24 protein-coding genes are annotated in these 26,067 nt (G+C 41.4%); 14 read left to right on the top strand and 10 right to left on the bottom strand.

The genetic code is table 11. The annotated features are described in order from the left end of the window. Positions 1–38 precede the first annotated feature (38 nt). The 10 genes from JQ841_RS01680 to JQ841_RS01635 all read left to right on the top strand — a co-directional run bounded on the left by JQ841_RS01680 (position 39) and on the right by JQ841_RS01635 (position 12,660). Positions 39–2,684 (top strand): alpha-mannosidase, encoded by a 2,646-nt coding sequence (locus JQ841_RS01680; protein ID WP_203179923.1) that lies wholly within the window; start codon positions 39–41, stop codon positions 2,682–2,684. A gap of 83 nt (positions 2,685–2,767) precedes the next feature. Beyond that, positions 2,768–3,637 carry an ROK family protein gene (locus tag JQ841_RS01675; protein ID WP_203179922.1) on the top strand — a complete coding sequence of 290 codons (870 nt, stop codon included), beginning with the start codon at positions 2,768–2,770 and terminating at the stop codon, positions 3,635–3,637. Continuing rightward, complete coding sequence (locus tag JQ841_RS01670; RefSeq protein WP_203179921.1) at positions 3,631–5,511, top strand: beta-N-acetylhexosaminidase; 1,881 nt, start codon at positions 3,631–3,633, stop codon at positions 5,509–5,511. Before JQ841_RS01675 ends, JQ841_RS01670 begins: the two co-directional genes overlap by 7 nt. A gap of 209 nt (positions 5,512–5,720) precedes the next feature. Further along, on the top strand, positions 5,721–6,650 hold the full coding sequence (locus tag JQ841_RS01665) for an ABC transporter permease (protein ID WP_004254906.1): 930 nt from the start codon (positions 5,721–5,723) through the stop codon (positions 6,648–6,650). A 13-nt stretch (positions 6,651–6,663) separates the two neighbouring features. Continuing rightward, entirely contained in the window at positions 6,664–7,587 is a 924-nt protein-coding gene (locus tag JQ841_RS01660) for a carbohydrate ABC transporter permease (RefSeq protein ID WP_000818353.1), read from the top strand. 210 nt (positions 7,588–7,797) lie between these two features. Then, positions 7,798–9,282, top strand: coding sequence for an ABC transporter substrate-binding protein (locus tag JQ841_RS01655; RefSeq protein WP_173876675.1), 1,485 nt, complete (start codon positions 7,798–7,800; stop codon positions 9,280–9,282). A 235-nt stretch (positions 9,283–9,517) separates the two neighbouring features. Continuing rightward, on the top strand, positions 9,518–10,207 hold the full coding sequence (locus JQ841_RS01650) for a CPBP family intramembrane glutamic endopeptidase (protein WP_023947356.1): 690 nt from the start codon (positions 9,518–9,520) through the stop codon (positions 10,205–10,207). 55 nt (positions 10,208–10,262) lie between these two features. Continuing rightward, positions 10,263–10,559: a bacteriocin immunity protein gene (locus tag JQ841_RS01645; RefSeq protein WP_203179920.1), complete on the top strand. Its 297-nt coding sequence runs from the start codon at positions 10,263–10,265 to the stop codon at positions 10,557–10,559. 131 nt (positions 10,560–10,690) lie between these two features. Then, on the top strand, positions 10,691–11,677 hold the full coding sequence (gene trhO, locus JQ841_RS01640; protein ID WP_203179919.1) for an oxygen-dependent tRNA uridine(34) hydroxylase TrhO: 987 nt from the start codon (positions 10,691–10,693) through the stop codon (positions 11,675–11,677). A 122-nt stretch (positions 11,678–11,799) separates the two neighbouring features. Continuing rightward, positions 11,800–12,660 carry a DUF4299 family protein gene (locus tag JQ841_RS01635; RefSeq protein WP_203179918.1) on the top strand — a complete coding sequence of 287 codons (861 nt, stop codon included), beginning with the start codon at positions 11,800–11,802 and terminating at the stop codon, positions 12,658–12,660. Positions 12,661–12,724: 64 nt separating this feature from the next. On the opposite strand, the gene JQ841_RS01630 is transcribed toward JQ841_RS01635, so the two are convergent. The 5 genes from JQ841_RS01630 to JQ841_RS01610 all read right to left on the bottom strand — a co-directional run bounded on the left by JQ841_RS01630 (position 12,725) and on the right by JQ841_RS01610 (position 16,970). Further along, the gene (locus tag JQ841_RS01630) at positions 12,725–13,789 is read right to left on the bottom strand and encodes a DUF6574 domain-containing protein (protein WP_203179917.1); all 1,065 of its coding nucleotides are present in this window, start codon (positions 13,787–13,789) and stop codon (positions 12,725–12,727) included. Between the two features lie 62 nt (positions 13,790–13,851). After that, positions 13,852–14,766 (bottom strand): DUF4097 domain-containing protein, encoded by a 915-nt coding sequence (locus JQ841_RS01625; protein WP_203179916.1) that lies wholly within the window; start codon positions 14,764–14,766, stop codon positions 13,852–13,854. After that, a complete protein-coding gene (locus JQ841_RS01620) occupies positions 14,759–15,352 on the bottom strand; it encodes a DUF1700 domain-containing protein (RefSeq protein ID WP_020902112.1) in 594 nt (197 codons plus the stop codon). Before JQ841_RS01620 ends, JQ841_RS01625 begins: the two co-directional genes overlap by 8 nt. After that, the gene (locus JQ841_RS01615) at positions 15,339–15,665 is read right to left on the bottom strand and encodes a PadR family transcriptional regulator (RefSeq protein WP_023945679.1); all 327 of its coding nucleotides are present in this window, start codon (positions 15,663–15,665) and stop codon (positions 15,339–15,341) included. The genes JQ841_RS01620 and JQ841_RS01615 overlap by 14 nt, the downstream gene beginning before the upstream one ends. 138 nt (positions 15,666–15,803) lie before the next feature. Continuing rightward, complete coding sequence (locus JQ841_RS01610) at positions 15,804–16,970, bottom strand: CynX/NimT family MFS transporter (RefSeq protein ID WP_203179915.1); 1,167 nt, start codon at positions 16,968–16,970, stop codon at positions 15,804–15,806. Positions 16,971–17,124: 154 nt separating this feature from the next. Here JQ841_RS01610 and JQ841_RS01605 point away from each other — a divergent pair, with 154 nt between their 5' ends. Both JQ841_RS01605 and JQ841_RS01600 read left to right on the top strand, forming a co-directional pair. Continuing rightward, entirely contained in the window at positions 17,125–17,955 is an 831-nt protein-coding gene (locus tag JQ841_RS01605) for a glycosyltransferase (RefSeq protein WP_203179914.1), read from the top strand. An 85-nt stretch (positions 17,956–18,040) separates the two neighbouring features. Continuing rightward, positions 18,041–19,891 (top strand): polysaccharide biosynthesis protein, encoded by a 1,851-nt coding sequence (locus JQ841_RS01600; RefSeq protein WP_203179913.1) that lies wholly within the window; start codon positions 18,041–18,043, stop codon positions 19,889–19,891. A 105-nt stretch (positions 19,892–19,996) separates the two neighbouring features. Here the strand turns inward: JQ841_RS01600 and JQ841_RS01595 are convergent, their stop codons facing one another. The 3 genes from JQ841_RS01595 to sdaAB are packed head-to-tail and all read right to left on the bottom strand — an operon-like array spanning position 19,997 to position 22,203. Further along, the gene (locus JQ841_RS01595) at positions 19,997–20,629 is read right to left on the bottom strand and encodes an HAD hydrolase-like protein (RefSeq protein WP_203179912.1); all 633 of its coding nucleotides are present in this window, start codon (positions 20,627–20,629) and stop codon (positions 19,997–19,999) included. 21 nt (positions 20,630–20,650) lie between these two features. After that, complete coding sequence (sdaAA, locus tag JQ841_RS01590; RefSeq protein WP_203179911.1) at positions 20,651–21,523, bottom strand: L-serine ammonia-lyase, iron-sulfur-dependent, subunit alpha; 873 nt, start codon at positions 21,521–21,523, stop codon at positions 20,651–20,653. Between the two features lie 8 nt (positions 21,524–21,531). Continuing rightward, a complete protein-coding gene (gene sdaAB / locus JQ841_RS01585) occupies positions 21,532–22,203 on the bottom strand; it encodes an L-serine ammonia-lyase, iron-sulfur-dependent subunit beta (RefSeq protein WP_000838912.1) in 672 nt (223 codons plus the stop codon). A gap of 240 nt (positions 22,204–22,443) precedes the next feature. Here sdaAB and apf point away from each other — a divergent pair, with 240 nt between their 5' ends. Then, on the top strand, positions 22,444–23,094 hold the full coding sequence (gene apf, locus JQ841_RS01580) for an aggregation-promoting factor (protein ID WP_203179910.1): 651 nt from the start codon (positions 22,444–22,446) through the stop codon (positions 23,092–23,094). A gap of 67 nt (positions 23,095–23,161) precedes the next feature. Here apf and JQ841_RS01575 read toward each other — a convergent pair whose 3' ends face one another. Then, positions 23,162–24,010, bottom strand: coding sequence for a helix-turn-helix domain-containing protein (locus JQ841_RS01575; RefSeq protein WP_203179909.1), 849 nt, complete (start codon positions 24,008–24,010; stop codon positions 23,162–23,164). A gap of 321 nt (positions 24,011–24,331) precedes the next feature. On the opposite strand from JQ841_RS01575, the gene JQ841_RS01570 reads away from it, so the two are divergent. After that, positions 24,332–24,919: a hypothetical protein gene (locus JQ841_RS01570; RefSeq protein ID WP_203179908.1), complete on the top strand. Its 588-nt coding sequence runs from the start codon at positions 24,332–24,334 to the stop codon at positions 24,917–24,919. A 176-nt stretch (positions 24,920–25,095) separates the two neighbouring features. On the opposite strand, the gene JQ841_RS01565 is transcribed toward JQ841_RS01570, so the two are convergent. Continuing rightward, positions 25,096–25,968 (bottom strand): hypothetical protein, encoded by an 873-nt coding sequence (locus JQ841_RS01565; RefSeq protein WP_203179907.1) that lies wholly within the window; start codon positions 25,966–25,968, stop codon positions 25,096–25,098. Positions 25,969–26,067 lie beyond the last annotated feature (99 nt).

The following is a 26,067-nucleotide window of genomic DNA, read 5'->3' as shown; positions in this document are numbered from 1 at the left end:
AAACGTTAAAATTTAAATTTAGAATGAGGTTTTACTTCATGGAAAATGTTGTTGTACATATTATCTCACATAGTCACTGGGACCGTGAGTGGTACTTGCCTTTTGAAAGCCACCGTATGCAGTTGGTGGAATTATTTGACAATCTCTTTGATCTCTTTGAAAATGATCCTGAGTTCAAGAGTTTCCATTTAGATGGACAAACTATTGTCCTTGATGACTACTTGGAGATTCGCCCTGAGAATCGCGACAAAGTCCAACGATATATTGACGAAGGCAAACTTAAAATTGGTCCTTTTTACATCTTGCAAGATGACTACTTGATTTCAAGTGAAGCCAATGTCCGTAATACTCTTATCGGTCAGCAGGAGGCTGCAAAATGGGGCAAATCAACCCAGATTGGTTACTTCCCAGATACCTTTGGAAATATGGGGCAAGCGCCTCAAATCCTTCAAAAATCAGGCATTCATGTGGCCGCTTTTGGTCGTGGTGTGAAGCCGATTGGATTTGATAACCAAGTCCTTGAAGATGAGCAGTTTACTTCCCAGTTTTCAGAAATGTACTGGCAGGGTGCGGACGGAAGTCGTGTCCTCGGGATTCTCTTTGCCAACTGGTACAGTAATGGGAATGAAATCCCAGTTGATAAAGAAGAGGCCTTGACCTTCTGGAAACAAAAACTGGCAGACGTGCGTGACTATGCTTCGACCAACCAGTGGTTGATGATGAACGGTTGTGACCATCAGCCTGTCCAGAAAAATTTGAGTGAAGCCATTCGTGTGGCAAATGAACTCTTCCCAGATGTAACCTTTGTTCATAGTTCTTTTGATGAATATGTCCAAGCCGTGGAAAGTGCTCTACCAGAGCAGTTATCAACGGTTACAGGTGAGTTGACTAGTCAGGAAACAGACGGCTGGTACACACTTGCCAACACTTCTTCATCTCGTATTTATCTCAAACAAGCCTTCCAAGAAAATAGCAACCTCTTAGAGCAAGTTGTAGAACCCTTGACTATTATCACTGGGGGTCATAACCACAAGGACCAGTTGACCTATGCTTGGAAAACACTTTTGCAGAATGCGCCACATGATAGTATCTGTGGCTGTAGCGTGGACGAAGTTCACCGAGAGATGGAAATTCGGTTTGCCAAGGTCAACCAAGTAGGAAACTTTGTTAAGAGCAATCTTCTTAACGAATGGAAGGGTAAAATCGCTACAGCTAAGGCTCAAAGTGATTATCTCTTTACTGTCATTAACACAGGCTTGCATGATAAGGTCGATACTGTCAGCACAGTGATTGATGTTGCGACTTGTGATTTTAAGGAATTGCACCCAACAGAAGGCTACAAGAAGATGGCTGCTCTTACCTTGCCAAGTTACCGTGTGGAGGACTTGGATGGTCGTCCTGTAGAGGCTAAAATCGAAGATCTCGGAACTAATTTTGAGTACGATTTACCAAAAGATAAGTTCCGCCAAGCTCGTATCGCTCGACAAGTGCGCGTGACCATTCCAGTTCACCTAGCGCCGCTTTCTTGGACAACCTTCCAATTGCTGGAAGGAGAACAAGAACACCGTGACGGTATTTACCAAAATGGAGTAATTGATACGCCATTTGTAACGGTGAGTGTGGATGACAATATCACAGTCTATGACAAGACAACTCACGAAGCCTATGAAGATTTTATCCGCTTCGAAGACCGTGGTGACATCGGAAACGAGTATATCTATTTCCAACCAAAAGGAACAGAGCCAATCTATGCAGAGCTTAAGGGCTACGAGGTCTTGGAAAACACAGCTCGCTATGCTAAGATTTTGCTCAAACATGAATTGACCGTGCCTGTCAGTGCGGATGAAAAACTAGATGCGGAACAAAAAGGCATCATCGAGTTTATGAAGCGTGAAGCTGGACGTTCAGAAGAATTGACAAGCATTCCTCTTGAAACTGAGATGACTATCTTCGTTGATAATCCACAAATCCGTTGCAAGACTCGCTTTACTAACACTGCCAAAGACCACCGTATCCGTCTCTTGGTCAAGACTCATAACACGCGTCCAAGCAATGATTCTGAAAGCATCTATGAGGTGGTAACACGACCAAACAAACCAGCTGCTTCATGGGAAAATCCTGAAAATCCTCAACACCAACAGGCCTTTGTCAGTCTGTATGACGATGAAAAAGGGGTGACTGTATCCAATAAGGGATTGAATGAATACGAAATCCTTGGAGACGACACTATTGCAGTGACCATTCTGCGTGCGTCAGGTGAGCTAGGTGACTGGGGTTACTTCCCAACACCAGAAGCACAATGCTTGCGTGAGTTTGAAGTCGAATTTGCGCTTGAATGCCACCAAGCCCAAGAACGCTTCTCAGCCTATCGTCGTGCTAAAGCCTTGCAGACACCATTTACCAGCCTTCAGCTTGCTAGACAGGAAGGAAGCGTGGCTGCGACTGGTAGCCTCTTGAGCCATTCTGTTCTCAGCATACCGCAAATCTGTCCAACAGCCTTTAAGGTAGCTGAAAATGAAGAAGGCTATGTTCTTCGTTACTACAATATGTGTAGTGAAAATGTACGTGTACCGGAAAGTCAACATCTCTTCCTTGACCTACTTGAACGACCATACCCAGTTCATAGAGGCCTCATTTCACCACAAGAGATTCGTACAGAATTCATCAAAAAAGAAGAAATTTAATTTCAACAAGTAAACATAAAGAGAAAGGAGGGGCGAAAAGGTAAGAACTAACTGCTGATTCGCCCCTTTTTATGGTAAAAACAATGACTATTGCAACGATTGATATCGGAGGGACTGGGATTAAGTTTGCCAGTCTGACTCCTGATGGGAAAATACTAGATAAGACAAGCATTCCAACGCCAGAAAGTTTGGAGGACTTACTAGCTTGGCTAGATCAACGTTTGTCAGAGCAGGATTATAGCGGGATTGCTATGAGCGTTCCAGGCGCGGTCAATCAAGAGACAGGTGTGATTGATGGCTTCAGTGCAGTACCCTACATTCACGGATTTTCTTGGTATGAGGCGCTTAGCTCTTATCAGATTCCTATCCATCTGGAAAATGATGCTAACTGCGTTGGACTCAGTGAATTGCTGGCTCATCCAGAACTTGAAAATGCAGCCTGTGTCGTGATTGGGACAGGGATTGGCGGAGCCATGATTATCAATGGTAGACTTCATCGAGGTCGCCACGGTCTGGGTGGAGAATTTGGCTACATGACAACTCTTGCCCCTGCTGAAAAGCTCAACAACTGGTCGCAACTAGCGTCAACTGGAAATATGGTGCGCTACGTGATTGAAAAATCTGGTCAGACTGACTGGGACGGTCGCAAGATTTACCAAGAGGCCGAAGCAGGAAATGTTCTTTGTCAAGAAGCCATTGAGCGCATGAACCGCAATCTGGCGCAAGGCTTGCTCAATATCCAGTATCTCATCGATCCAGATGTCATCAGTTTGGGAGGCTCTATCAGTCAAAATCCAGATTTCATCCAAGGTGTTAAGAAGGCTGTTGATAACTTTGTTGAGACCTACGAAGAATACACGATTGCACCTGTCATCCAAGCCTGCACCTATCACGCAGATGCCAATCTCTACGGTGCCCTTGTCAACTGGTTACAGGAGGAAAATCAATGGTAAGATTTACAGGACTTAGTCCCAAACAAGCGCAAGCTATTGAAGTATTAAAAACTCACATTTCTCTGCCAGATGTGGAAGTTGCAGTCGCTCAGTCTGACCAAGCCTCTATCTCTATCAAGGGTGAGGGTGGTCACTATCAATTGGCCTACCGCAAATCCCACCAACTCTACCGTGCCTTATCCTTGTTGGCAACAGCTCTAGCAGAAGGTGACAAGGTAGAGATTGAAGAACAAGCAGCTTATAAAGATTTGGCTTATATGGCAGACTGTTCGCGAAATGCAGTGCTGAATGTCGCTTCTGCCAAGCAGATGATTGAGGTCTTAGCTCTCATGGGCTACTCAACTTTTGAGCTCTACATGGAAGACACTTACCAGATTGAAGGGCAGCCTTACTTTGGCTATTTCCGTGGAGCCTACTCAGCTGAGGAATTGCAGGAAATTGAAACCTATGCCCAGCAGTTTGACATGATCTTTGTGCCATGTATCCAGACCTTGGCTCACTTGTCAGCCTTCGTCAAATGGGGTGTCAAAGAAGTCCAGGAGCTCCGTGATGTGGAGGATATCCTTCTTATCGGCGAAGAAAAGGTTTATGACCTGATTGATGGTATGTTTGCTACTCTGTCTAAACTACAAACTCGCAAGGTCAATATCGGGATGGACGAAGCCCACTTGGTTGGTTTGGGACGCTACTTGATTCTGAACGGTGTTGTGGATCGTAGTCTCCTTATGTGCCAACACTTGGAGCGCGTGCTGGATATTGCTGACAAATATGGTTTCCACTGCCAGATGTGGAGCGATATGTTCTTTAAACTTATGTCAGCAGATGGGCAGTACGACCGTGATGTGGAAATTCCAGAGGAAACGCGTGTCTACCTAGACCGTCTCAAAGATCGTGTGACCTTAGTTTACTGGGACTATTATCAGGATAGCGAGGAAAAATACAACCGCAATTTCCGCAATCATCATAAGATTAGTCATGATCTTGCCTTTGCTGGGGGAGCTTGGAAGTGGATTGGTTTCACACCCAACAACCATTTCAGCCGTCTCATTGCTCTTGAAGCCAATAAAGCCTGTCGCGCCAATGATATCAAAGAAGTCATCGTGACGGGTTGGGGGGACAATGGTGGGGAAACTGCCCAATTCGCTGTCCTACCAAGCTTGCAAATCTGGGCAGAACTCAGCTACCGCAATGACCTAGACCGTTTGTCTGCTCACTTCAAGACCAATACAGGTCTTTCGGTTGAAGATTTTATGCAGATTGACCTAGCCAACCTCTTGCCAGATTTGCCGGGTAATCTCAGCGGGATCAATCCTAACCGCTATGTCTTTTATCAGGATATTCTCTGTCCGATCCTTGATCGACACATGACACCTGAACAGGACAAACCGCACTTCGCTCAGGCTGCTGAGACGCTTGCTAACATTAAAGAAAAAGCTGGCAACTATGCCTACCTCTTTGAAACTCAGGCCCAGTTGAATCAGATTTTAAGTAGCAAAGTCGATGTGGGACGGCGCATTCGTCAGGCTTACCAAGAAGGTGATAAAGAAAGCCTGCAAGAAATTGCCAGACAAGAATTACCAGAACTCAGAAGCCAAATTGAAGACTTCCATGCTCTCTTTAGCAACCAATGGCTGAAAGAAAACAAGGTCTTTGGCTTGGACACAGTTGATATCCGTATGGGCGGACTCTTGCAACGCATCAAGCGAGCAGAAAGCCGCATCGAGGCTTATCTAGCTGGTCAGATTGACCGCATCGATGAGTTAGAAGTGGAAATCTTACCATTTACAGACTTCTACGCAGACAAGGACTTCGCAGCCACAACAGCCAACCAGTGGCATACCATTGCGACAGCTTCAACCATTTATACAACCTAAAAACAAGAACACCTTGCCTTGAGCAGAGTGTTTCTCGTGAAACATCCCTTTCTTAAAAAAGTACTCCACATAAAATAATTTGTGGAGTTTTTTCTATAATTAGTAGTTTAACCTAACCTTCAAATAGGAGTATACTAATAATGTAATCGTTATCAAAAGTCTAAAAAGGAATTTTTAGATGGATATCAAAATAAAAAGGGGAGGAAATTATGAATAAGTTTTCAAAAACCTTGAGAGACAACTGGATCTTTCTCTTGATGGTTTTGCCAGGGGCACTCTGGTTGATTCTATTCTTCTACATTCCAGTATTTGGGAACGTGGTTGCCTTTAAAGACTACCACATGACCAGTAATGGATTTATAGATAGTATCGTGAATAGTAAATGGGTCGGACTCGATAATTTCAGATTCTTGTTTAGTTCAAAAGACGCCTTTATCATCACTCGAAATACTGTCCTCTACAATCTCGGCTTTATCTTTATCGGTTTGATTGTATCTGTAGGGATTGCTATCATCCTAAGTGAACTCCGTTCTAAGAGAATGGTTAAGATTTTCCAAACTTCTATGTTGTTCCCTTACTTCTTGTCTTGGGTTATCATCAGTTTCTTTACAGATGCCTTCCTAAACATTGATAAAGGGGTATTCAACCATTTCCTAGAATCTATCGGAATGAAGGAAGTCAATTTCTACGCTGACTTGGGCATCTGGCCTTATCTCCTACTTTTCCTTGGTATTTGGAAAGGCTTTGGATATAGCAGTGTCATGTACTATGCGACAATCATGGGAATTGATCCAACCTACTACGAAGCAGCGACAGTGGACGGGGCTAGCAAATGGCAACGAATTCGCAATGTAACTATTCCGCAGTTGACACCATTGGTAACTGTATTGACCATCCTTGCAGTCGGAAACATCTTCCGTGCAGACTTTGGTCTCTTCTACCAAATCCCTCACAATGCTGGTCAGCTTTATAATGTAACCAACGTCTTGGACGTATATGTTTATAACGGTTTGACTCAGACAGCGGATATCGGGATGGCTTCAGCAGCAGGTCTCTACCAATCAGTTGTCGGCTTGATTCTGGTTATCCTATCAAACTTACTGGCAAGACGAGTTGATCCAAACTCAGCCTTGTTCTAGAAAGGAGGAGAATATGGCAGAAAAGAAAATTAAAAAAGAAAAAATTGATAATGTCGGCATTCACTCCTTCAGTAAGAAAGCAGATATCTTCTTTAGTACCATTTCTGGTTTGGTTGCCCTTTCTTGTATCCTACCTTTTGTATTCGTTATCGTTATTTCGGTGACAGATGAAAAGAGTATCCTCCAAAATGGATATAGCTTCTTCCCATCTCAATTTGGATTAGACGGTTTTGAGTTTTTGGCACAGTTTAAGGATAAAATCCTCCAAGCCCTCTTCATCTCAGTCTTTGTAACAGTGGTGGGGACTATCACAAACGTTTTTATCACAACAACTTATGCCTACGCTATTTCACGGACAACCTTTAAGTATCGCAGATTCTTTACGATTTTTGCCCTTCTTAGTATGTTGTTTAACGCGGGTTTGGTACCGGGCTATATCGTGGTAACTCGTTTACTTCAACTTGGTGATACAGTTTGGGCCTTGATTGTTCCAATGCTTCTCTCACCATTTAACATCATCTTGATGCGTTCCTTCTTCAAGAAGACCATTCCAGAAGCTATTCTAGAATCCGCTCGTATCGATGGTGCTAGTGAGGCCCGGATCTTCTTCCAAATCTGTTTGCCATTGTCACTACCAGGTATCGCAACCATCACGCTCTTAACAGCTCTTGGTTTCTGGAATGACTGGTTCAACGCCCTTCTTTATATCAAGAGTGACAACTTGTATCCATTGCAATATTTGCTCATGCAAATCCAACAAAATATGGACTACATCGCCAAAGCAGTCGGCCTGTCTGGTCAACTGGGAGTTGCTCTACCGAAAGAAACAGGACGTATGGCCATGGTTGTGGTTGCAACCCTTCCAATCGCGATTTTGTATCCGTTCTTCCAACGCTACTTTGTAAAAGGTTTGACTATCGGTGGTGTGAAAGAATAGTGCTTGTTGAGAAAAATCATTTCTCAGTTCCCAACTTCCCTTGTGTGAAGTTAATACTCTTCGAAAATCAAATTCAAACTACGTCAACGTCTCCTTGCCGTACTCAAGTACAACCTGCGGCTAGGCTTCCTAGTTTGCTCTTTGATTTTCATTGAGTATAAGATCATTACATTGTTTATAAGTTTAAAAATAAAAAAAGGAGTTTTTGTCATGAAAAACTGGAAAAAATATGCTTTTGCATCTGCTAGCGTAGTCGCTTTGGCTGCTGGTCTCGCTGCTTGTGGAAACCTTTCAGGTAACAGTAAAAAAGCTGCTGACTCAGCTTCAGGTGAAAAAACTGTTATCAAAATGTACCAAATCGGTGACAAACCAGATAACTTGGATGAATTGCTAGAAAATGCCAACAAAATCATCGGAGAAAAAGTTGGTGCTAAATTGGATATCCAATATCTTGGATGGGGTGACTATGATAAGAAAATGTCAGTTATCACATCATCTGGTGAAAACTACGATATCGCCTTTGCATCTAACTATGTTGTAAATGCTCAAAAAGGTGCCTATGCTGACTTGACTGACTTGTATAAGAAAGAAGGGGCAGAGCTTTATAAAGCACTTGACCCAGCTTACATCAAAGGTAACAGCATTAACGGTAAAATTTACGCAGTTCCAGTTGCAGCCAACGTTGCATCATCTCAAAACTTCGCTTTCAACGGAACTCTTCTTGCTAAATACGGTATCGATATTTCAGGTGTCACTTCATATGAAACACTTGAACCAGTCTTGAAACAAATCAAAGAAAAAGCTCCAGATGTAGTGCCATTTGCGGTTACTAAGAACTTCATCCCATCTGATAACTTTGACTACCCAGTTCCAAACGGACTTCCATTCGTTATCGACCTTGAAGGGGACACTACTAAGATCGTAAACCGTTACGAAGTGCCTCGCTTTAAAGAACACTTGAAGACTCTTCACAAATTCTATGAAGCTGGATACATTCCAAAAGACGTAGCAACAAGCGATACTTCATTTGACCTTCAACAAGATACTTGGTTCGTTCGTGAAGAAACAGTAGGACCAGCTGACTACGGTAACAGCTTGCTTTCACGTGTTGCGAACAAAGATATCCAAATCAAACCAATCACTAACTTCATCAAGAAAAACCAAACAACACAAGTTGCTAACTTTGTCATCTCAAACAACTCTAAGAACAAAGAAAAATCAATGGAAGTGTTGAACCTCTTGAACACTAACCCAGAACTCTTGAATGGTCTTGTTTATGGTCCAGAAGGCAAGAACTGGGAAAAAATTGAAGGTAAAGAAAACCGTGTTAAAGTCCTTGATGGCTACAAAGGAAACACTCACATGGGTGGATGGAACACTGGTAACAACTGGATTCTTTACATCAACGAAAACGTTACAGACCAACAAATCGAAGATTCTAAGAAACAATTGGCTGAAGCTAAAGAATCTCCAGCACTTGGATTCATCTTTAATACTGACAATGTGAAATCTGAAATCTCAGCAATCTCTAACACAATGCAACAATTCGATACAGCTATCAACACTGGTACTGTAGACCCAGACAAAGCTATTCCAGAATTGATGGAAAAATTGAAATCTGAAGGTGCTTACGATAAAGTATTGAACGAAATGCAAAAACAATACGATGAATTCTTGAAAAACAAAAAATCATAAGATCAATTGATTTCGTGTATTCATTCCTAATTCCTAAAAATTAAATCACTGTTTTCCTCAGGCTTATCTGGGGAAGGCAGTGATTTTTTGAAATAAAGACATAGATATTTCTGTTTCTCATTTCCCTTATTTTAACCATTCAGGAAATCTTAAGCACCATTTAGGATTTAGAGTAAGGATTTAGGAAAATATAGCTTATATTAGAGATGTATCGAGTTTACAAAGGAGAGTTCATATGAAGAAGTATCAACTTCTATTCAAAATAAGTGCAGTTTTCTCTTACTTATTTTTCGTATTTGGTCTTTCTCAGCTGACGCTTATTGTTCAAAATTATTGGCAATTTTCTTCCCAGATTGGCAATTTCGTCTGGATTCAAAATCTCTTGAGTTTGCTATTTAGTGGAGTCATGATTTGGATTCTGGTTAAGACAGGGCACGGCTATCTTTTTCGCATTCCGAGAAAAAAATGGCTTTGGTATTCGATTTTGACAGTACTAGTGGTAGTGCTCCAGATCTCTTTTAACGTTCAGACAGCTAAACATGTTCAGTCAACTGCTGAAGGTTGGGCTGTATTGATCGGTTATAGTGGGACCAACTTTGCTGAGCTAGGTATCTATATAACTTTGTTCTTTCTGACTCCACTTATGGAAGAGCTAATCTATAGAGGATTACTGCAACACGCCTTTTTTAAGCATTCGAGATTTGGCCTTGATTTGCTTCTTCCGTCAATTTTATTTGCTCTTCCTCATTTTTCAAGTCTGCCTAGTTTGTTAGATATCTTCGTCTTTGCAACATCTGGCATCATCTTTGCTAGTTTGACCCGCTATACCAAGAGCATTTATCCTTCCTATGCGGTGCATGTGATTAATAATATTTTCGCAACATTACCATTTCTGCTGACTTTTTTACAGAGGGTGTTTGGGTAAATACTGGCGCGAGAGTTAGGAATGATAGCTTTTCAACTTAAGGAGGAAAGTAAGTATGACACCATTAAAATGGTTTGCTGGAGGAAGCGAAAGACGTTGTGAAGCCATGACGATCATAGATTATCTACTAGAAGATATAAATGATGTCCCTCAACTGACTCCCTTGAAAAATCAGTTAGTGATGTATAAAAAACGATTAAAGAACGATGGGACATCTGTTCCATTTATATTGAGCCAAATGAACATTGATATCTCACGTGTGTTGATTGACAATAAGCTGACTTTGTCAGAAAGTCAAGCTGGGCAGATCAAAAAATTGAGAGAATTATCTGCTATTCGCTATGGTTACTGATGAAATACAGGGATAAATCCCTTTCTACAATTTCCAGTCAAATAAATTGCATTCGCTTTCTCAAGCAGGTATACTAGTATAGTTAGATGAAAAATTCTGAAAATTTAAGAATAGAAAAGAGAACAAATCTTATGGCAAAAGATATTCGTGTCTTACTTTACTACCTTTATACTCCAATTGAAAATGCAGAGCAATTTGCTGCAGACCACTTGGCTTTCTGTAAATCAATCGGCCTGAAAGGTCGTATCCTAGTCGCTGACGAAGGAATTAACGGAACCGTTTCAGGTGACTACGAAACAACTCAAAAATACATGGACTACGTTCACAGCCTCCCAGGCATGGCAGACCTCTGGTTCAAGATTGACGAAGAAAATGAACAAGCCTTCAAGAAAATGTTTGTTCGCTACAAGAAAGAAATTGTTCACCTTGGCTTGGAAGACAACGATTTTGACAACGACATCAACCCACTTGAAACAACAGGTGCCTACTTGTCTCCAAAAGAGTTCAAAGAAGCTCTTCTTGACGAAGATACAGTTGTCCTTGACACACGTAACGATTATGAGTACGACCTAGGACACTTCCGTGGAGCTATCCGCCCAGACATCCGCAACTTCCGTGAGTTGCCACAATGGGTCCGTGACAACAAGGAAAAATTCATGGACAAGCGTGTTGTGGTTTACTGTACAGGTGGAGTTCGCTGTGAGAAATTCTCAGGTTGGATGGTCCGTGAAGGCTATAAAGATGTCGGCCAATTGCACGGAGGAATCGCAACTTACGGTAAAGACCCAGAAGTCCAAGGTGAGCTTTGGGATGGAAAAATGTACGTCTTTGACGAGCGTATCGCCGTTGATGTCAACCATGTCAACCCAACCATCGTAGGGAAAGACTGGTTTGACGGAACACCATGTGAACGTTATGTCAACTGTGGAAATCCATTCTGTAACCGTCGTATCTTGACATCAGAAGAAAATGAAGACAAGTACCTTCGTGGCTGCTCACATGAGTGTCGTGTTCACCCACGTAACCGCTATGTCTCAGAAAATGAATTGACACAAGCAGAAGTGATCGAGCGCCTAACCGCTATCGGTGAAAGCTTGGATCAAGCAGCTACTGTATAAGATCAAACAGTCCTCAGGGGCTGTTTTTCTATGCTTTTTACTCAAAAATCTAAAGTTTGTTTCTGTATCTTTCAGAAAAATAAGGTATACTATATGTAAACGATTTCAAAAGGAGCCCAGTTATGACGAAAACATTTTTTATTCCAAACAAACAGAGCATTTTAGGAGAACAGGAAATTTTGACTGCCAAGTCCATCTTGGCCTTGGTAGATGGTTTGGAGTCGCATAGTTATGATGCCGTCTATCTCCGTCAGCCTCTTAACCGTCTCGAGTATATCGAGTGTGCGATAGTGGGGCAATCACAATTTCTCTTTAAGGTTAGTTATGCTGATGGTCAAAAGGCTTATCGTGTTGATCTTCCTGACCTACTCACAAAGACAGACTGGCAGATTATCAAATCATTTTTAGATGCCCTGCTTGCTTACACAGGAACGGAGATTGAGGGGCTAGATGATTTTGACTTTGAAGCTTATTTCCAAGCAGGTATTCAAACTCATCTGGCAGACACTGCAGCCCGCTTTACGATTTGTCAAGGAATTTTTAATCCTGTTTTCTTTAATCATGGGGACTTGGAAAGCTTTTTAGAGGAAGATGGCTTGGCTCAGTTTGAAGCGCGTGTACGTGCGGTTCAAGAGACAGATGCCTATTTTGCAAGAGTTTCCTTCTATCAGGATGGAGAAGGGCAAGTGCATGGCGTTTACCATCTGGCTCAAGGAGTCAAGACAGTGTTACCGAGAGAACCATTTGTTCCTGCAGCCTATATGGAGCAATTGGTGGATAAGGAAGTCCAGTGGGAGATTGACTTGGTTCAAATCACAGGAGATGGTTCTAAACCAGAAGACTATGAAGCCATTGCTCGCTTGGACTATGCAACATTCCTAGAGGTATTACCATCAGCATCTTACCACCAACTAGATGCCAATCAATTAGAAGTACAGCCTATCTTAGACAAAGATTTTAAAGCATTAGCACAAGAAAAGTAAAGCAGGTCAATCGACTTGCTTTTTTGACATAGAAAAAATCCTGCCATGGAAGACAGGATGAAGTTTAAAGAAAGGCTAAGATACGGAGATAATCCCCAATCAGTGCCACTTCAGCTACAAAGAAGAGGAGGATAATAACTCCGTTCACAAGGACAGACAAGAATAACTGATAAAAGGAGTCGGTTTCACTTGTTTGACTTGGTCTTGTAATGATATGAAGGCTAGCAAGCAGAATGATTCCAATGCTAATCACACACAGGAGGGCTGTAAATCGTAGGCTATCAAAGAAGGCAAAGAAACTAGCAATAGCAGTGAGGAAGATTGGAATTGCCAAGAGTTGACTATATTGTTGGAGAACCTTTTCTAGCGTCCAGTCCTTTTCTTGATAGATAAATCGTCTCACGACGAAACTACCCAAGAGGAATGAAAAGAAGAAGAGTGTGGTTGCTACTAGGATAGAGATAATCGAAAAGAGATTTAATGAAGCAAATTGTTCAGGGAAGTGATTATGCATATTTGCTATATGTCCATAGTAGGCTTGTTTGATGTGGTAGATACTAAAGAAAAAGGAAGACGCAGAAAACAGAATGAGCAAGAGAAAGGCTGTGTAACTGTGTGTGCTACTTGTTTCAAGCTTGCTTGTAGGAGATTTGAGAGCCTCCACTAGCCAAGACCAAAAATCAAGCGCTTGCTCTTTCCATCTATCCGTAGATTTTGGAGCTTGGTCGGGGATATAGGGACTTTCTAAGGATTGACTGATAAGAAGGGGCTCTTTCGTGGTTGGTTTTTGCTGAGGAAGTGCTTCTTGACTCTCTTCAGCTATAGTGACTTTTTCTGTTGCTTTAGAAAGGTCTTGCTCTTCCTCAGTAGAATCTAATGCTTTCTTTTCTTCTATTTCTGTTCTCGCTTCATCGTTTTCAGGCGTTTCAATTTTCTCTTCTTGCTGGCTTTCAAGTTCGACTTTAGCTTGAGAGACTTCCTCCTCTACTTGAGTATTTTTTTCAATTGGTGTATCGAGATCGGCTATCGTTTCTTCAGCCTTATCTGCAACCTCTTGAGCTTGCTCTTCAGGTTTGTTCTTGCTTGTTGTTTTTACAAAATCATTACTTTCAAACCATTCTTGTTTCATGGTAGAACCTCCTTTTTAGTTAGATAAATATGCTTCCATAGTAGCAGATGTAAGCGCTTTTGTCAACGTCTGTTTGGTATGGATATTAGCTCAATATCATTATCAGCTCTAGCAATGAGTTGATCCTTGACATCGGTTTTTTCAGTTTTGTAAGGGTTGCTTAATTCCGTGCCTCTTGATTCAGGCTTTTCTCTTGTGAATTGGTGGATAGAACCATAGTTGCTTGAGATGTCCCAATTAATTCGTTGGCTTTCTTTTTGCGTCAGAGTGATTGAGAGATGGTCTTTAGAAGTTAATTCCACCTTGCCGTGAACTTGGATATTTTCAGCGTGGAAGTGATGTTCTGTTGACTCTAGCTGACTATCTGTAAGGTCTGTATCAAAGATATTGATAATATTTGGTGTTGTGAGTTTACTGTTTTTGATACGACTTCCTTCAATTCGGAGGAGATAGCTATTATTGGTATTGATGGTCGCATTTTCAAGACTAGCATTAGTGATACTGGTTTGACCGCGATTTGCTGAGATGTTGATCCCTTTTAGACTTCTTCCCTTTGGAACTTGGAGAATAACTTCATTAAAACGACTAGAGTAGCTACTTGCGATATGGAGAATCCCGCCAATTCCAGAAGAGAGAAATGGAGTTTCAGACAGTTTCTTATCAATGAGGCTTAGAGTTTTGTCGTTTTGATTTGTGACAAGATCATGGTTAGCAGAAATAGATGGATGATAAGAAATGTGGATTTGATCATCGAAAGAGTCTGTGATGGTCAGCGCGTGTTGGTGGAGTGTAATATCTAGGCTTTCGACTTCCTTGCCAAAGGTCAGCTCTTCCATCTGACTATCATAGACAGGTTCCTTGAACATGGCAAGTAGGCTCTTGATTCCGTCAGATTGGATGCCTACAAAGAGCAGGATAAATCCGATAATAGTAGTCACCACACCAAAAATGAGAAATCCTTTTGTCCATTTACGCATGCTGGTCACCTCTCTTTCCTTTTTTGAGAACAAATTGCACCAGGCGAACAATGAGTAGGCCGAAGAAGCGGGCTACATAGGAAATACCTAGTAAGACTAGTGAAGAAGCACCGATGGCTAGTAAACCAGAACCGAAAATCAAGATAAAGGCTGATTTAGCTTGGGCTAAGACAGTAAAACTTTCAACTAAAAATAGGAATCCGCCGATGATACCTAGTATGGAAACCGCAAAGAAAGCCAGAATGACAGTCAAAGCAGCCACAAGGATTCCGAACAGAGCCACGAGGATGGCGATTCCCAGAGGAATGCCGATGGGTGCTGCAAGGAGAGCTAACAAGGCGATATGCAAAATTTGTCTGTTATTCTTTTGAGCGGGTGCTTCATTGATTTTTTTATCGAGAAGATTGGAGAGAACTTCGTGGGCTGCTTCCTTAGGAGTTCCCAAGCTAGCGATGAGTTCTTCTTCTCCTTCGACTCCAGCATCGTCAAAGAGTTCCCTGAAATAGTCCATGGCTTCAATTTGGTCAGCCTGAGGCAGTTTTTTGAGATAGAGTTCTAGCTGAGTCAGGTATTCAGTTCTTGTCATGGCGGATACTCCCTTCTATGATGCCATTGATGGTGTCTGTATAAAGTGCCCATTCATCTTTTAGGGTCACGAGCTGTTCTATACCACCATTTGTCAAGGAGTAGTATTTGCGCATGCGACCCTGAAACTCTCTAGAATAGGTTGTCAGAAAGCTATTGCCTTCCAATTTTTTTAGGATAGGATAGAGTGTAGATTCTTTGATATTAGCGATCAGCTTAATGGTTTGGCTAATCTCATAACCATAAGAATCACCCTGCTCCAGTACGGCCAAGATGAGAAATTCAATCAAGGCAGAGGATGTTGGAAAGTACATGGGGAACCTCCTTTTCTAATGTGTAAGATTTTTATATATAATTTTTCTACACATACATTGTACATCTAAAAGAAAGCCCTGTCAAGAAAAATGTGTAAAAATTTTATATATAAAAAACTCCTAGTAAAAACTAGAAGTTTAGAGGATTTTATCAGCTCTGTCCACTGTAAAGAGGGCCACAGTCATCAGGATATCGACGAGTAAGAGGGCAGCTACAGCTGGTACCCAAGAGTGGAAAAGGTCAAAACTGTAACCAAAGAGGGTTGGCCCAAAGGCTGCTAGGATATAGCCTCCTGTTTGAGATAAACCAGACAATTGGGCAGTCTTTTCAGGGGCGCTTGTCTTTAGTGAAAAGTTGACCATGAGATAAGGGAAGAGGGCGCTTGTTGCGGTTCCGATGAGGAGATGGATGGCAAGCCAGTAAAAGAAATTACCGACTGGGAAAAAGAGCATGGAAATGCCGACCACGCCAGCCAGTGAAACCAGAGTGAGCATGAGCTGACGGTTGCGAGTAGACAAGCTGGTTGTCAGGCTTGGGATGGTCATCGAAAAAGGAATGCTAATCAGAGAGAAGATAGAGGTCAGCAAGCCAGCTTCGTGACTGGATAGGCCTGCATGGATAGCCATGGTAGGTAGCCAGGTCATAGCGGTGTAAAAGAGCAAGGACTGAAAACCTGCAAAGACAATAACTGCCCAGACTTGTTTATTACGCATGACCTTTATTTGGCTTTTTTGTTTGGTTTGTGGAGCCAGTCTGTGATTATAGCGGTGATTAGGGAGCCAGACCAAAAAAGTTGCTAGGCAGAGCAGGGTGAGGAGGATGATAAGTCCTTTCCAAGAACTGGCTTGTGTAATAGGTACGGCTAGATAGGAAGCCAGAGCCGTCGCAATCCCCATAGAGGTTACATATAAGGTGGTCAGAAAACCAATCTTCTTTGGTTGATTGGCTTGGATGAGACTAGGAAGCAGCACATTGATGACTGCGATACTTGCCCCAACCATCAAGGTTCCTAGATAGAGCAGGGGCAGATTGATTAGTCGAATAAGTGAGCCAATGGTCAAGAAGAAGAGGCTGTAGGTAAAGAGATGCTCCAAGCCGATTTTCTGAGCCAGTCGGGTAGAAAAGAGCGAGAAGAGGGTAAACATGAGGAGAGGAAGACTAGTTAGGACACCAAGTGAACTAACTTCGACTCCCAGTCCTTGCGAAATATCTCCCAAAATAATGGGTAAAACAGTAAAAGGAGTCCGCAAGGAAACACCAATCAGGATAATACCTGGAACAAAAAAGAGTGATTGCTTTTTCATATATTACCTCTTCTAGCTGATTTTAATAACAGCTTATTTTAAGGTTTTTTCCCTATAATGTCAAGTAAGGTTTCTGGCTTTCAAGATAAAAATGGGAAAGTCTTGAAAATTATGATAAAATAGTGGAAGGAAATCTATACATTGGAGAAAAACTGTGTCTGAAAAGCAAAAAATCAGCGTATTGATGTCGGTCTATATCAAGGAAAATCCGACATTTTTAAAGGATGCTATTGAGAGTGTTCAAAATCAGACCCTGAAACCGAGCGAGTTGGTTCTGGTTGAGGATGGGCCTTTGACACCTGAGCTCTATCAGGTATTAGACCAGCTTGAAGCTGAGTCTGACATTCCAGTGAAACGCTATCCTCTTGAGCAGAATCAAGGTTTGGGTCTGGCTCTTCGACAGGGTGTTTTGCAGTGTCAGTACGATATCATCGCTCGTATGGATACGGATGATATAGCTGTTCCAGACCGTTTTGAGAAACAGGTTCAGCTAATGGAGAAGGACAAGCTCGACCTATTAGGTGGACATATTGCAGAGTTTATTGACAATCCTGATGAGATTGTTTCTTACCGTCGTGTTCCGACTCAACATGCAGATATTGTAGCTTATCAAAGGATGAGAAGTGCCTTTAACCACATGACTGTCATGTTCAAGAAGGACATGGTTCTCAAGGCAGGCAACTATGAGGATGGCCTTTATATGGAGGATGACCTCCTCTGGCTCAATATGATTGCTGCAGGAGCCAAGACTGGAAATCTGGATCAAATCTTGTGTAAGGTTCGTGTCGGAGCAGGGATGTTTGAGCGTCGTGGGGGACTGCGTTACTTCAAACTCTATCGTCAAGCTCGTCAGCGTATGCTGAAGCGAGGACAAATTTCTTACATGGAATATGCCAAGAGTGTTGCGATTCAGATGGTTGTTGCCCTTTGTCCAGGATTTGTCCGACAGTTTATTTTTATGAAACTGTTACGAAAAAGCAAGTAAAAGATTGTAGCAAATCGCAAACTAGAGAAAAAGTGTTATAATAACAATATAACTATTTAACTCTTTTAAGGAGGAGTAAATTTCGATGAATAAAAAACTCACAGATTATGTGATTGATCTGGTGGAAATTTTAAATAAACAACAAAAGCAGGTTTTCTGGGGAATATTTGATATTTTGAGTATGGTGGTTTCTATCATTGTATCTTATATCTTATTCTACGGATTGATTAATCCAGCACCTGTTGACTATATTATCTATACGAGTTTGGCCTTCTTGTTTTATCAATTGATGATTGCATTTTGGGGCTTGAACGCTAGTATTAGTCGTTACAGCAAGATTACGGATTTCATGAAAATCTTTTTTGGTGTGACTGCCAGCAGTATCCTGTCATATAGTATCTGCTATGCCTTCTTGCCGCTCTTCTCCATCCGTTTTATCGTGCTCTTTATCTTGTTGAGTACCTTCTTGATTTTATTGCCACGGATTACTTGGCAACTAATCTACTCTAGACGCAAAAAAGGAAGTGGCGATGGAGAACACCGTCGGACCTTCTTGATTGGTGCTGGTGATGGTGGGGCCCTCTTTATGGATAGCTACCAACATCCAACCAGTGAATTAGAACTTGTCGGTATTTTGGACAAGGATTCTAAGAAAAAGGGTCAAAAACTTGGTGGAATCCCTGTTTTGGGTTCATATGAGGAACTGCCTGAATTAGCTAAACGCCATCAAATCGAGCGTGTTATCGTTGCGATTCCGTCGCTTGACCCGTCAGAATATGAACGTATCTTGCAGATGTGTAATAAGCTGGGTGTCAAATGTTACAAGATGCCTAAGGTTGAAACTGTTGTCCAAGGACTTCACCAAGCAGGTACTGGCTTCCAAAAAATTGATATTACGGACCTTTTGGGACGTCAGGAAATTCGTCTTGACGAATCGCGTCTGGGTGCAGAATTGACAGGTAAAACAATCTTGGTTACAGGTGCTGGTGGCTCAATCGGTTCTGAAATCTGTCGCCAAGTTAGTCGCTTTAATCCTGAACGCATCGTCTTGCTCGGTCACGGGGAAAATTCAATCTACCTTGTTTATCATGAATTGATTCGTAAGTTCCAAGGGATTGATTATGTACCTGTGATTGCGGACATTCAGGACTATGACCGTCTCTTGCAAGTCTTTGAGCAGTACAAGCCAGCTATTGTTTATCATGCGGCTGCCCACAAGCACGTTCCTATGATGGAGCGCAATCCAAAAGAAGCCTTCAAAAACAATATTCGTGGAACTTACAATGTTGCTAAGGCTGTTGATGAAGCTAAAGTACCTAAGATGGTTATGATTTCGACAGATAAGGCGGTTAATCCACCAAATGTTATGGGAGCAACCAAGCGCGTGGCGGAGTTGATTGTCACTGGCTTTAACCAACGTAGCCAATCGACTTACTGTGCGGTTCGTTTTGGGAATGTTCTTGGTAGCCGTGGTAGTGTTATTCCAGTCTTTGAACGTCAGATTGCTGAAGGTGGTCCTGTAACGGTGACAGACTTCCGCATGACCCGTTACTTTATGACTATTCCAGAAGCTAGCCGTCTGGTTATCCATGCTGGTGCTTATGCTAAAGATGGGGAAGTCTTTATCCTTGATATGGGCAAACCAGTCAAGATTTATGACTTGGCTAAGAAAATGGTGCTTCTAAGTGGACACACTGAAAGCGAAATTCCAATTGTTGAAGTTGGAATCCGTCCAGGTGAAAAACTTTACGAAGAACTCTTGGTATCAACCGAGCTTGTTGACAATCAGGTTATGGATAAGATTTTCGTTGGTAAGGTCAATGTTATGCCTCTAGAAGCTATCGATAAAAAGATTGAAGAGTTCAGAACTCTCAGTGGAGATGAGTTGAAGCAAGCCATTATCGCCTTTGCCAATCAAACAACCCACGTTGAATAAAAAAGAAAACGCATATTATCAGGTCTTGAACCTTGGTAATATGCGTTTTGTTATGTAGAAACTTGCTTCATTTTCTTCTGAAATAGAGTTGTCGCCCAGTCTATGTTATTGAAAATACCCCAAAACTTCTATGGGGTTGTGGGCCATATAATCAGGTTGATAGTTTAGCAAGTCTGCTTGCTCTCCAAATCCCCAAGTGACAGCCAATTTCTGAATGCCTGTTTCTTGAGCTCCCAGCATATCAAACTTGGTATCTCCGATGATAATGGCTTGTTCTGGGGCTAGTTGATGTGTCTGCAAGGCTTGGCGAATGACATCGGCCTTATGAGGTGCCTCAGAGCTGGAACCATAAATGCCCTTAAAGAAATGATGGATTCCCAAATTTTTGGTCATATCCTGAGCGGTTGGAGTATTCTTTGTAGTGGTGATGTAGAGAGGATATTTGCTAGATAACTCCTCGAGCAGTTCTACAATCTGAGGGAAGAGCTGAGCTTCATGGATGCCTTTTTCCTTGTAGTAAGAACGGTAAATTTGCACGGCCTCAGAGATTTGTTCTTTGGGCAGGCAGGTCGCAAAACTACTTTCGAGGGGCGGTCCCATAAAACCACGAATCGTTTTAGCATCAGAACTAGGCACGCCTAGCTCCTTAAAAGTATGGGTAAAAGCATTGTGAATCCCGATAGAACTGTCAACGAGGGTTCCATCCAGATCGAAAAAGATAGCTGAGATAGAGGTCATAGTTTCTCCTATTTGATAAGCTTATTCTCCGAAAATTTCTTTTTGGAGGCGACGACCAGTAGGTGTGGCAGCGAGTCCACCTTCAGCTGTTTCACGAAAGGCAGTTGGCATACTTGCGCCTACTTGATACATGGCATCGATAACTTCATCCACAGGGATTTTAGTTTCGATACCTGCCAGGGCCATGTCTGCTGCGATAAAGGCAAAGCTAGCTCCCATAGCATTGCGCTTGACGCAGGGAACTTCGACCAAGCCGGCCACAGGATCACAGATGAGGCCTAGCATATTTTTAATGACAAAGGCAATGGCCTGACTGGCCTGATAAGGTGTCCCACCAGCAGCTAGAGTCAAGGCGGCGGCACTCATAGCAGAGGCAGAACCAACCTCGGCCTGACAGCCACCTTCAGCACCTGAGATAGAGGCATTGTTTGCGATGACTAGTCCAAAGGCACCAGCAGCAAAGAGGAAATCTAGCTGTTGCTCGTGGCTGAGGGCTAATTTTTCAATAGCAGCAGTTAGAACAGAAGGCAGGCAGCCGGCACTTCCTGCTGTTGGAGTGGCACAGACCAAGCCCATTTTGGCATTGTGTTCATTGACTGCGATGGCATTTCGGGCAGCAGACAGAATCGTATAATCTGACAAGGTTTTTCCGTTTTTGATGTAGTGGTCCAGTTTGGCAGCATCTCCACCTGTCAGGCCACTACGAGATTTATTTTCATTGAGGCCGAGTTGGACAGAGGCTTTCATGACTTCTAGATTACGTTCCATGAGAAGGAGGACTTCTTCACGTTCGCGACCGGTCAATTCAAACTCTGTTGTAATCATGAGTTCTGCGACATTTCCTTGAAAGTCCAGATCTGCTTGCTCGACCAATTCTTTGATAGAATAAAACATGCTTCCTCCTATTTAAAGAAATTGACATTGTGGAGATGAGGGATTTTACGAATTTCTTCGATAGCCTCATCACAGTTGCGACTGTCGACTTCGATAATCATAATGGCTTTTTCACCAGCTTTTTCACGAGTGACATTCATCTGGGCGATATTGATACCATAACGTGAAAGGGCCTCCGTTACAAGGGCAATCATACCTGGAATATCTTGATGAACAATGATGATAGTCGGTGTATTCATATTGAGAGAGACGGCAAAGCCATTGAGTTCGGTGACCTGAATATTTCCTCCACCGATAGAAATACCAGTCACACTGATGGTCTTGTGGGCATTTTTGACAGTAATTTTAGTGGTGTTTGGGTGAGGAGCATTGCTGTCTTTCTGAATAGTCCAGACAATCTTGATGCCACGTTTGTGGGCAATCTCCAGACTGTTTGGAATTTCAGGATCATCTGTATCCATGCCCAAAATACCAGCAACAAGGGCTAGGTCTGTCCCGTGACCACGATAAGTTTTGGCAAACGAGTTAAATAGTTGGAATTCGACTTCTGTCGGAGTATCATCAAAAATGGAAGATACAATCTTCCCAATACGAACAGCACCAGCGGTATGGCTACTAGATGGGCCAATCATAACTGGTCCGATGATATCAAAGACAGATTGAAAACGAAGTGATTTCATCAGTTTCCCCTTATAAAAATTCTTATCTCTATTATATCAAAGAATGAAGGTCTTGGCTTTAATTGTGGATGAAAACCTTTTTACACTACAAATAGCATAAAAATAGTATCTTTTATGACAAAAAATAGCTTGTTTAGGGAAATAAAAAATAATTTTGTAATATTTCTACATAAAAGTGTCAAGAAACGGTAATATTTAAAGGGTATGATAGAACTATAGAAAGAAGGAGAATTTTCAAATATGAAATCAACAACTAAAAAGATTAAAACAACTCTTGCAGGAGTAGCTGCCTTGTTTGCAGTATTTGCTCCATCATTTGTATCTGCTCAAGAATCATCAACTTACACTGTTAAAGAAGGTGATACACTTTCAGAAATCGCTGAAACTCACAACACAACTGTTGAGAGATTGGCAGAAAACAACCACATTGACAACATCCATCTGATTTATGTTGGTCAAGAGTTGGTTATCGATGGCCCTGTAGCACCAGCTACAACACCAGCGCAAACTACTTATGCAGCACCAGCAGCTCAAGATGAAACTGTTTCAGCTCCAGTAGCAGAAACTACAGAAGTAGCAGAAGAAGCAGCTCCAGTGGCAAGCGCACCTGCAGCAGAAGAAACGGTTACTTCAACAGAAGCTTCAGCACCAGCTACAACTGTAAGCGGATCTGAAGCAGAAGCTAAAGAATGGATCGCTCAAAAAGAATCAGGTGGTAGCTACACAGCTACAAACGGTCAATACATCGGACGTTACCAATTGACAGATTCATACTTGAACGGTGACTACTCAGCTGAAAACCAAGAACGTGTAGCAGATGCCTACGTTGCAGGACGTTACGGTTCATGGTCAGCCGCTAAAAACTTCTGGCTTAACAACGGCTGGTATTAAGATATAACGAACAGAATAATATGAAAAGGTCGAGGAAATCCCTCGACCTTTTTTATATTTCCTTCGATTAATAATAGGTCTCCACTTCTTGTTTGAGAAAGGCTAGAATGGAAGTTTCATCGGTCAGATCCAGGAGGGAGAACCCTTTTTGGATAAGTTTAGCATCATCCCTACAAATCCCAATACGGACATAGCAGATAGCAAGCATATCGTAGCTTTTCTTGTTCTTGGCATCCTCTAGTAAAGTATAGGAGATTTGTTGACACATATTTTTGTCTTGATGGTATAAGTAAATGGTGGAAAGGTTGAGTAGGATTGCCATTCGCAAGTCATATAAATGTTGATAGTTTTTATAGACTTCTAAGCGTTGCAAAATTTTTCCAGTGATGAGATGGAGGTGTTCAATAGGAAAGCTGAAAAGGATGGTATTGAGGATTTTTAGATCGTTTTCATACCATGTATCTTGTTTTTCAATTTTTTCCCAAAGTTTTTTGACAGTCTGTTTTACTTGGTCTGACAGTTGCTCTGTACCATGTTGACGAATATGAATGACAACTTCAAGCATATCCCTGATTTCTTCTATAGGCAGGTCGTGATGGGTCTTGAGATAGTTTTGGCATGTTTCAAAAAAATCAACTAGACCACTGCCACCAATGATGGAATTCATATTGAGATAAGTTTGCATGATTTCTGTTCGTTGGCTCGGCTGATAGAGATGGCAGATGTAGTCAAATTCTTCAAAACTCATATTCATTTGCCGGAGAAGAAAATCCATATTTTCATATTTAGGAGTCGCCTTACCACTTTCAATCTTTGATAGGCTGGTTCTTGAAAGGACATTTCCACAGACCTCTTCTTGGGTTAAGCCTTTTGACTCACGTATTTCTTTATAGACCTTTCCGAAATCATAACGCATGATTTTCTCCTTTTCGTGAAAAAAGTTAACAAATAATAAAATCCAATTAAAAATATTGTATCATAGTAATATAAAAAGTAAAAAAGAAAGCTAAAATAAGTTTGGTTTAATTTTAAAATGGGCTTAACAGTACTATGATTTAGCTAGAAAAGGGATGGAAGAATGTCTAAAAATAAGGAGCTTTTTCGAGTAGTCATGATATTTGTGATAGGAACCATCCTAATTTTAATGACACCAGCCTTCTTTAAAGTTGTTATGGAACTATTTTCAAAATAGATAGATCTCTGCTTTAGGCGGAGTAGTGAATCAGGAGGTTAAGTGATGAACTACAATTTAAAATATCTCTTATCAGGAATATTTGTCCTAGTCTTTATAGGTTTCCTAGTCTGGATGCGTTATGTTAATCAGAAGAAGGAAGAAGAGCATTCGGATGTGTCTTTTGAAGCGAGGTTAGATAGTGAGGTCAAGGCCTTATATAAACAACTAGGATTGGGTGAGGAGCCTCATTATTTCTTAGCCTATCGCTACCTACATCCTTGGTTCAACTTGGCGATTTTACCACCAACAGTTGAAATTTTCTTAACTAAAATAGCGCTGGTGATGGTAACTCCAGATGAACTACTGATAAGAAATCTTGGGAATGGGATGACTTTCACAAGTGAGCATCATCGTGATTTGCGGCAAGGACTTATCCGCATTCCAAAATCAGAGATGAAAGAATTTGAGATTCGTAACTGGAAAAAATTTTTTGTATTTGGCGATTTTTTGACAATTAAAACAAGCCAACATAGCTATTATTTGCAGGTTAGAGATGATGGACTTCAAAAAGGAAGTCTTTCTACCAAACATTTCTCCGACTTGAAACGACAAGATTTTCTCGGATTATTGACAGATAAACGGACATTTTGATAGACGATTGCTCAAAAAACTAACCTCTAAACATTCAAAAACCACACAGTGTTCCTTTCAATTTGATTGTGTTCAAGATTGGAATGACAGTGTGGTTTTATTTAGAAGTTAGTTTTTGCTAGCCTTTTATATATTTTGTTCGATAAAAGACAATTAGATTAGTGATAGCCGATTGCTTACTGCTGACCGAATGATGTAACTCCGCCACCTAAACTAGCGAGATCGTCACTGTTTGTTGTGGGAACTTCAGCATTGTTACTATTGGTATTAGTCTCTGCTTGAGCTTCTGAAGTATTAGCTGCTTGATTTTGTGTACTTGCCACATCATTTCCGCTGCTGCCAGCACTATCAGATGAAGGTTGTTCGCTTGCAGGCGCTTGTGAACTGTATCTGCTCCCATTTGACTCAGTATAGGTTGGAGTGTAGCTCCCTCCTCCTGAAGAATAGGTTTCTCTTTCCCCCTCGCTACTAGTCGTTCCTGTTTCTTTTTTGTCAGTCTTTTGTCCTTCTTTTTTAGTCAAGACTTCAACTTGCTTTTGGAATTTAGAAATCAATTCTTGAATTGGTTTTATTTTTTCATCAATAGCGGCTTGTTCGCTTGTGGAATTGACACTTTTAATGATTTCTAGTATTTTTTGTAAGGAAGTGATGGCTGTTTCAAGTGTTTGTTTATTTTCGAACTGGCTATCGGATTCCTTAATATCCATTTTTAAAGCTTTTTCACTATAATGATTTGTGATTTTATCGGCAGTAGAAGCAAGAAAATCTGCTAATGTCTTTTTGCCTTCGTCAGTGGTTGGCTTCAATTCTTGAATTTTTTTCCAATCCTCTATAATTGTTTCAGAATCGATATTGAAATCTTTGATGGCATTTTTTACTTGTTCGACATCTTGTTCATTTTTTTGTCGTTTGAGGAAAGCAACATTGCCTCTTTCTGTCAAGATGTTTTCTTGATGAATGACTAAACCGATTAAAAGTCCAAGACTTGCGATAATGATAATAGTAAAAATGGTATTTTTTGATTTTAGGATATCTTTGTAGTTTTTCACATTCGTTCTACGTACATGGGTGGTAGTAACTTTAAGGGATCATGTACGTATTCCTCCTCATTACAGTATAACATTTTTAGTTTATTTTATAAATAAGAT

Origin of the sequence: Streptococcus mitis (genome assembly GCF_905187535.1) — a bacterium.
Taxonomy (GTDB): Bacteria; Bacillota; Bacilli; order Lactobacillales; family Streptococcaceae; genus Streptococcus; species Streptococcus mitis_BS.
This window is presented reverse-complemented; position numbering and strand designations above follow the sequence as displayed.

Excerpts from the sequence above, each read along its gene's own strand:
- JQ841_RS01655 (WP_173876675.1), top strand. The coding sequence starts at position 7,798 with ATGAAAAACTGGAAAAAATATGCTTTTGCATCTGCTAGCGTAGTCGCT.
- JQ841_RS01680 (WP_203179923.1), top strand. The coding sequence starts at position 39 with ATGGAAAATGTTGTTGTACATATTATCTCACATAGTCACTGGGACCGT.
- sdaAB (WP_000838912.1), bottom strand. The coding sequence starts at position 22,203 with ATGAAATCACTTCGTTTTCAATCTGTCTTTGATATCATCGGACCAGTT.
- JQ841_RS01665 (WP_004254906.1), top strand. The coding sequence starts at position 5,721 with ATGAATAAGTTTTCAAAAACCTTGAGAGACAACTGGATCTTTCTCTTG.
- JQ841_RS01660 (WP_000818353.1), top strand. The coding sequence starts at position 6,664 with ATGGCAGAAAAGAAAATTAAAAAAGAAAAAATTGATAATGTCGGCATT.
- JQ841_RS01620 (WP_020902112.1), bottom strand. The coding sequence starts at position 15,352 with ATGACAAGAACTGAATACCTGACTCAGCTAGAACTCTATCTCAAAAAA.
- sdaAA (WP_203179911.1), bottom strand. The coding sequence starts at position 21,523 with ATGTTTTATTCTATCAAAGAATTGGTCGAGCAAGCAGATCTGGACTTT.
- JQ841_RS01615 (WP_023945679.1), bottom strand. The coding sequence starts at position 15,665 with ATGTACTTTCCAACATCCTCTGCCTTGATTGAATTTCTCATCTTGGCC.
- apf (WP_203179910.1), top strand. The coding sequence starts at position 22,444 with ATGAAATCAACAACTAAAAAGATTAAAACAACTCTTGCAGGAGTAGCT.
- JQ841_RS01610 (WP_203179915.1), bottom strand. The coding sequence starts at position 16,970 with ATGAAAAAGCAATCACTCTTTTTTGTTCCAGGTATTATCCTGATTGGT.
- JQ841_RS01575 (WP_203179909.1), bottom strand. The coding sequence starts at position 24,010 with ATGCGTTATGATTTCGGAAAGGTCTATAAAGAAATACGTGAGTCAAAA.
- JQ841_RS01600 (WP_203179913.1), top strand. The coding sequence starts at position 18,041 with ATGAATAAAAAACTCACAGATTATGTGATTGATCTGGTGGAAATTTTA.
- JQ841_RS01630 (WP_203179917.1), bottom strand. The coding sequence starts at position 13,789 with ATGAAACAAGAATGGTTTGAAAGTAATGATTTTGTAAAAACAACAAGC.
- JQ841_RS01650 (WP_023947356.1), top strand. The coding sequence starts at position 9,518 with ATGAAGAAGTATCAACTTCTATTCAAAATAAGTGCAGTTTTCTCTTAC.
- JQ841_RS01675 (WP_203179922.1), top strand. The coding sequence starts at position 2,768 with ATGACTATTGCAACGATTGATATCGGAGGGACTGGGATTAAGTTTGCC.
- JQ841_RS01670 (WP_203179921.1), top strand. The coding sequence starts at position 3,631 with ATGGTAAGATTTACAGGACTTAGTCCCAAACAAGCGCAAGCTATTGAA.
- JQ841_RS01635 (WP_203179918.1), top strand. The coding sequence starts at position 11,800 with ATGACGAAAACATTTTTTATTCCAAACAAACAGAGCATTTTAGGAGAA.
- trhO (WP_203179919.1), top strand. The coding sequence starts at position 10,691 with ATGGCAAAAGATATTCGTGTCTTACTTTACTACCTTTATACTCCAATT.
- JQ841_RS01625 (WP_203179916.1), bottom strand. The coding sequence starts at position 14,766 with ATGCGTAAATGGACAAAAGGATTTCTCATTTTTGGTGTGGTGACTACT.
- JQ841_RS01595 (WP_203179912.1), bottom strand. The coding sequence starts at position 20,629 with ATGACCTCTATCTCAGCTATCTTTTTCGATCTGGATGGAACCCTCGTT.
- JQ841_RS01645 (WP_203179920.1), top strand. The coding sequence starts at position 10,263 with ATGACACCATTAAAATGGTTTGCTGGAGGAAGCGAAAGACGTTGTGAA.
- JQ841_RS01570 (WP_203179908.1), top strand. The coding sequence starts at position 24,332 with ATGAACTACAATTTAAAATATCTCTTATCAGGAATATTTGTCCTAGTC.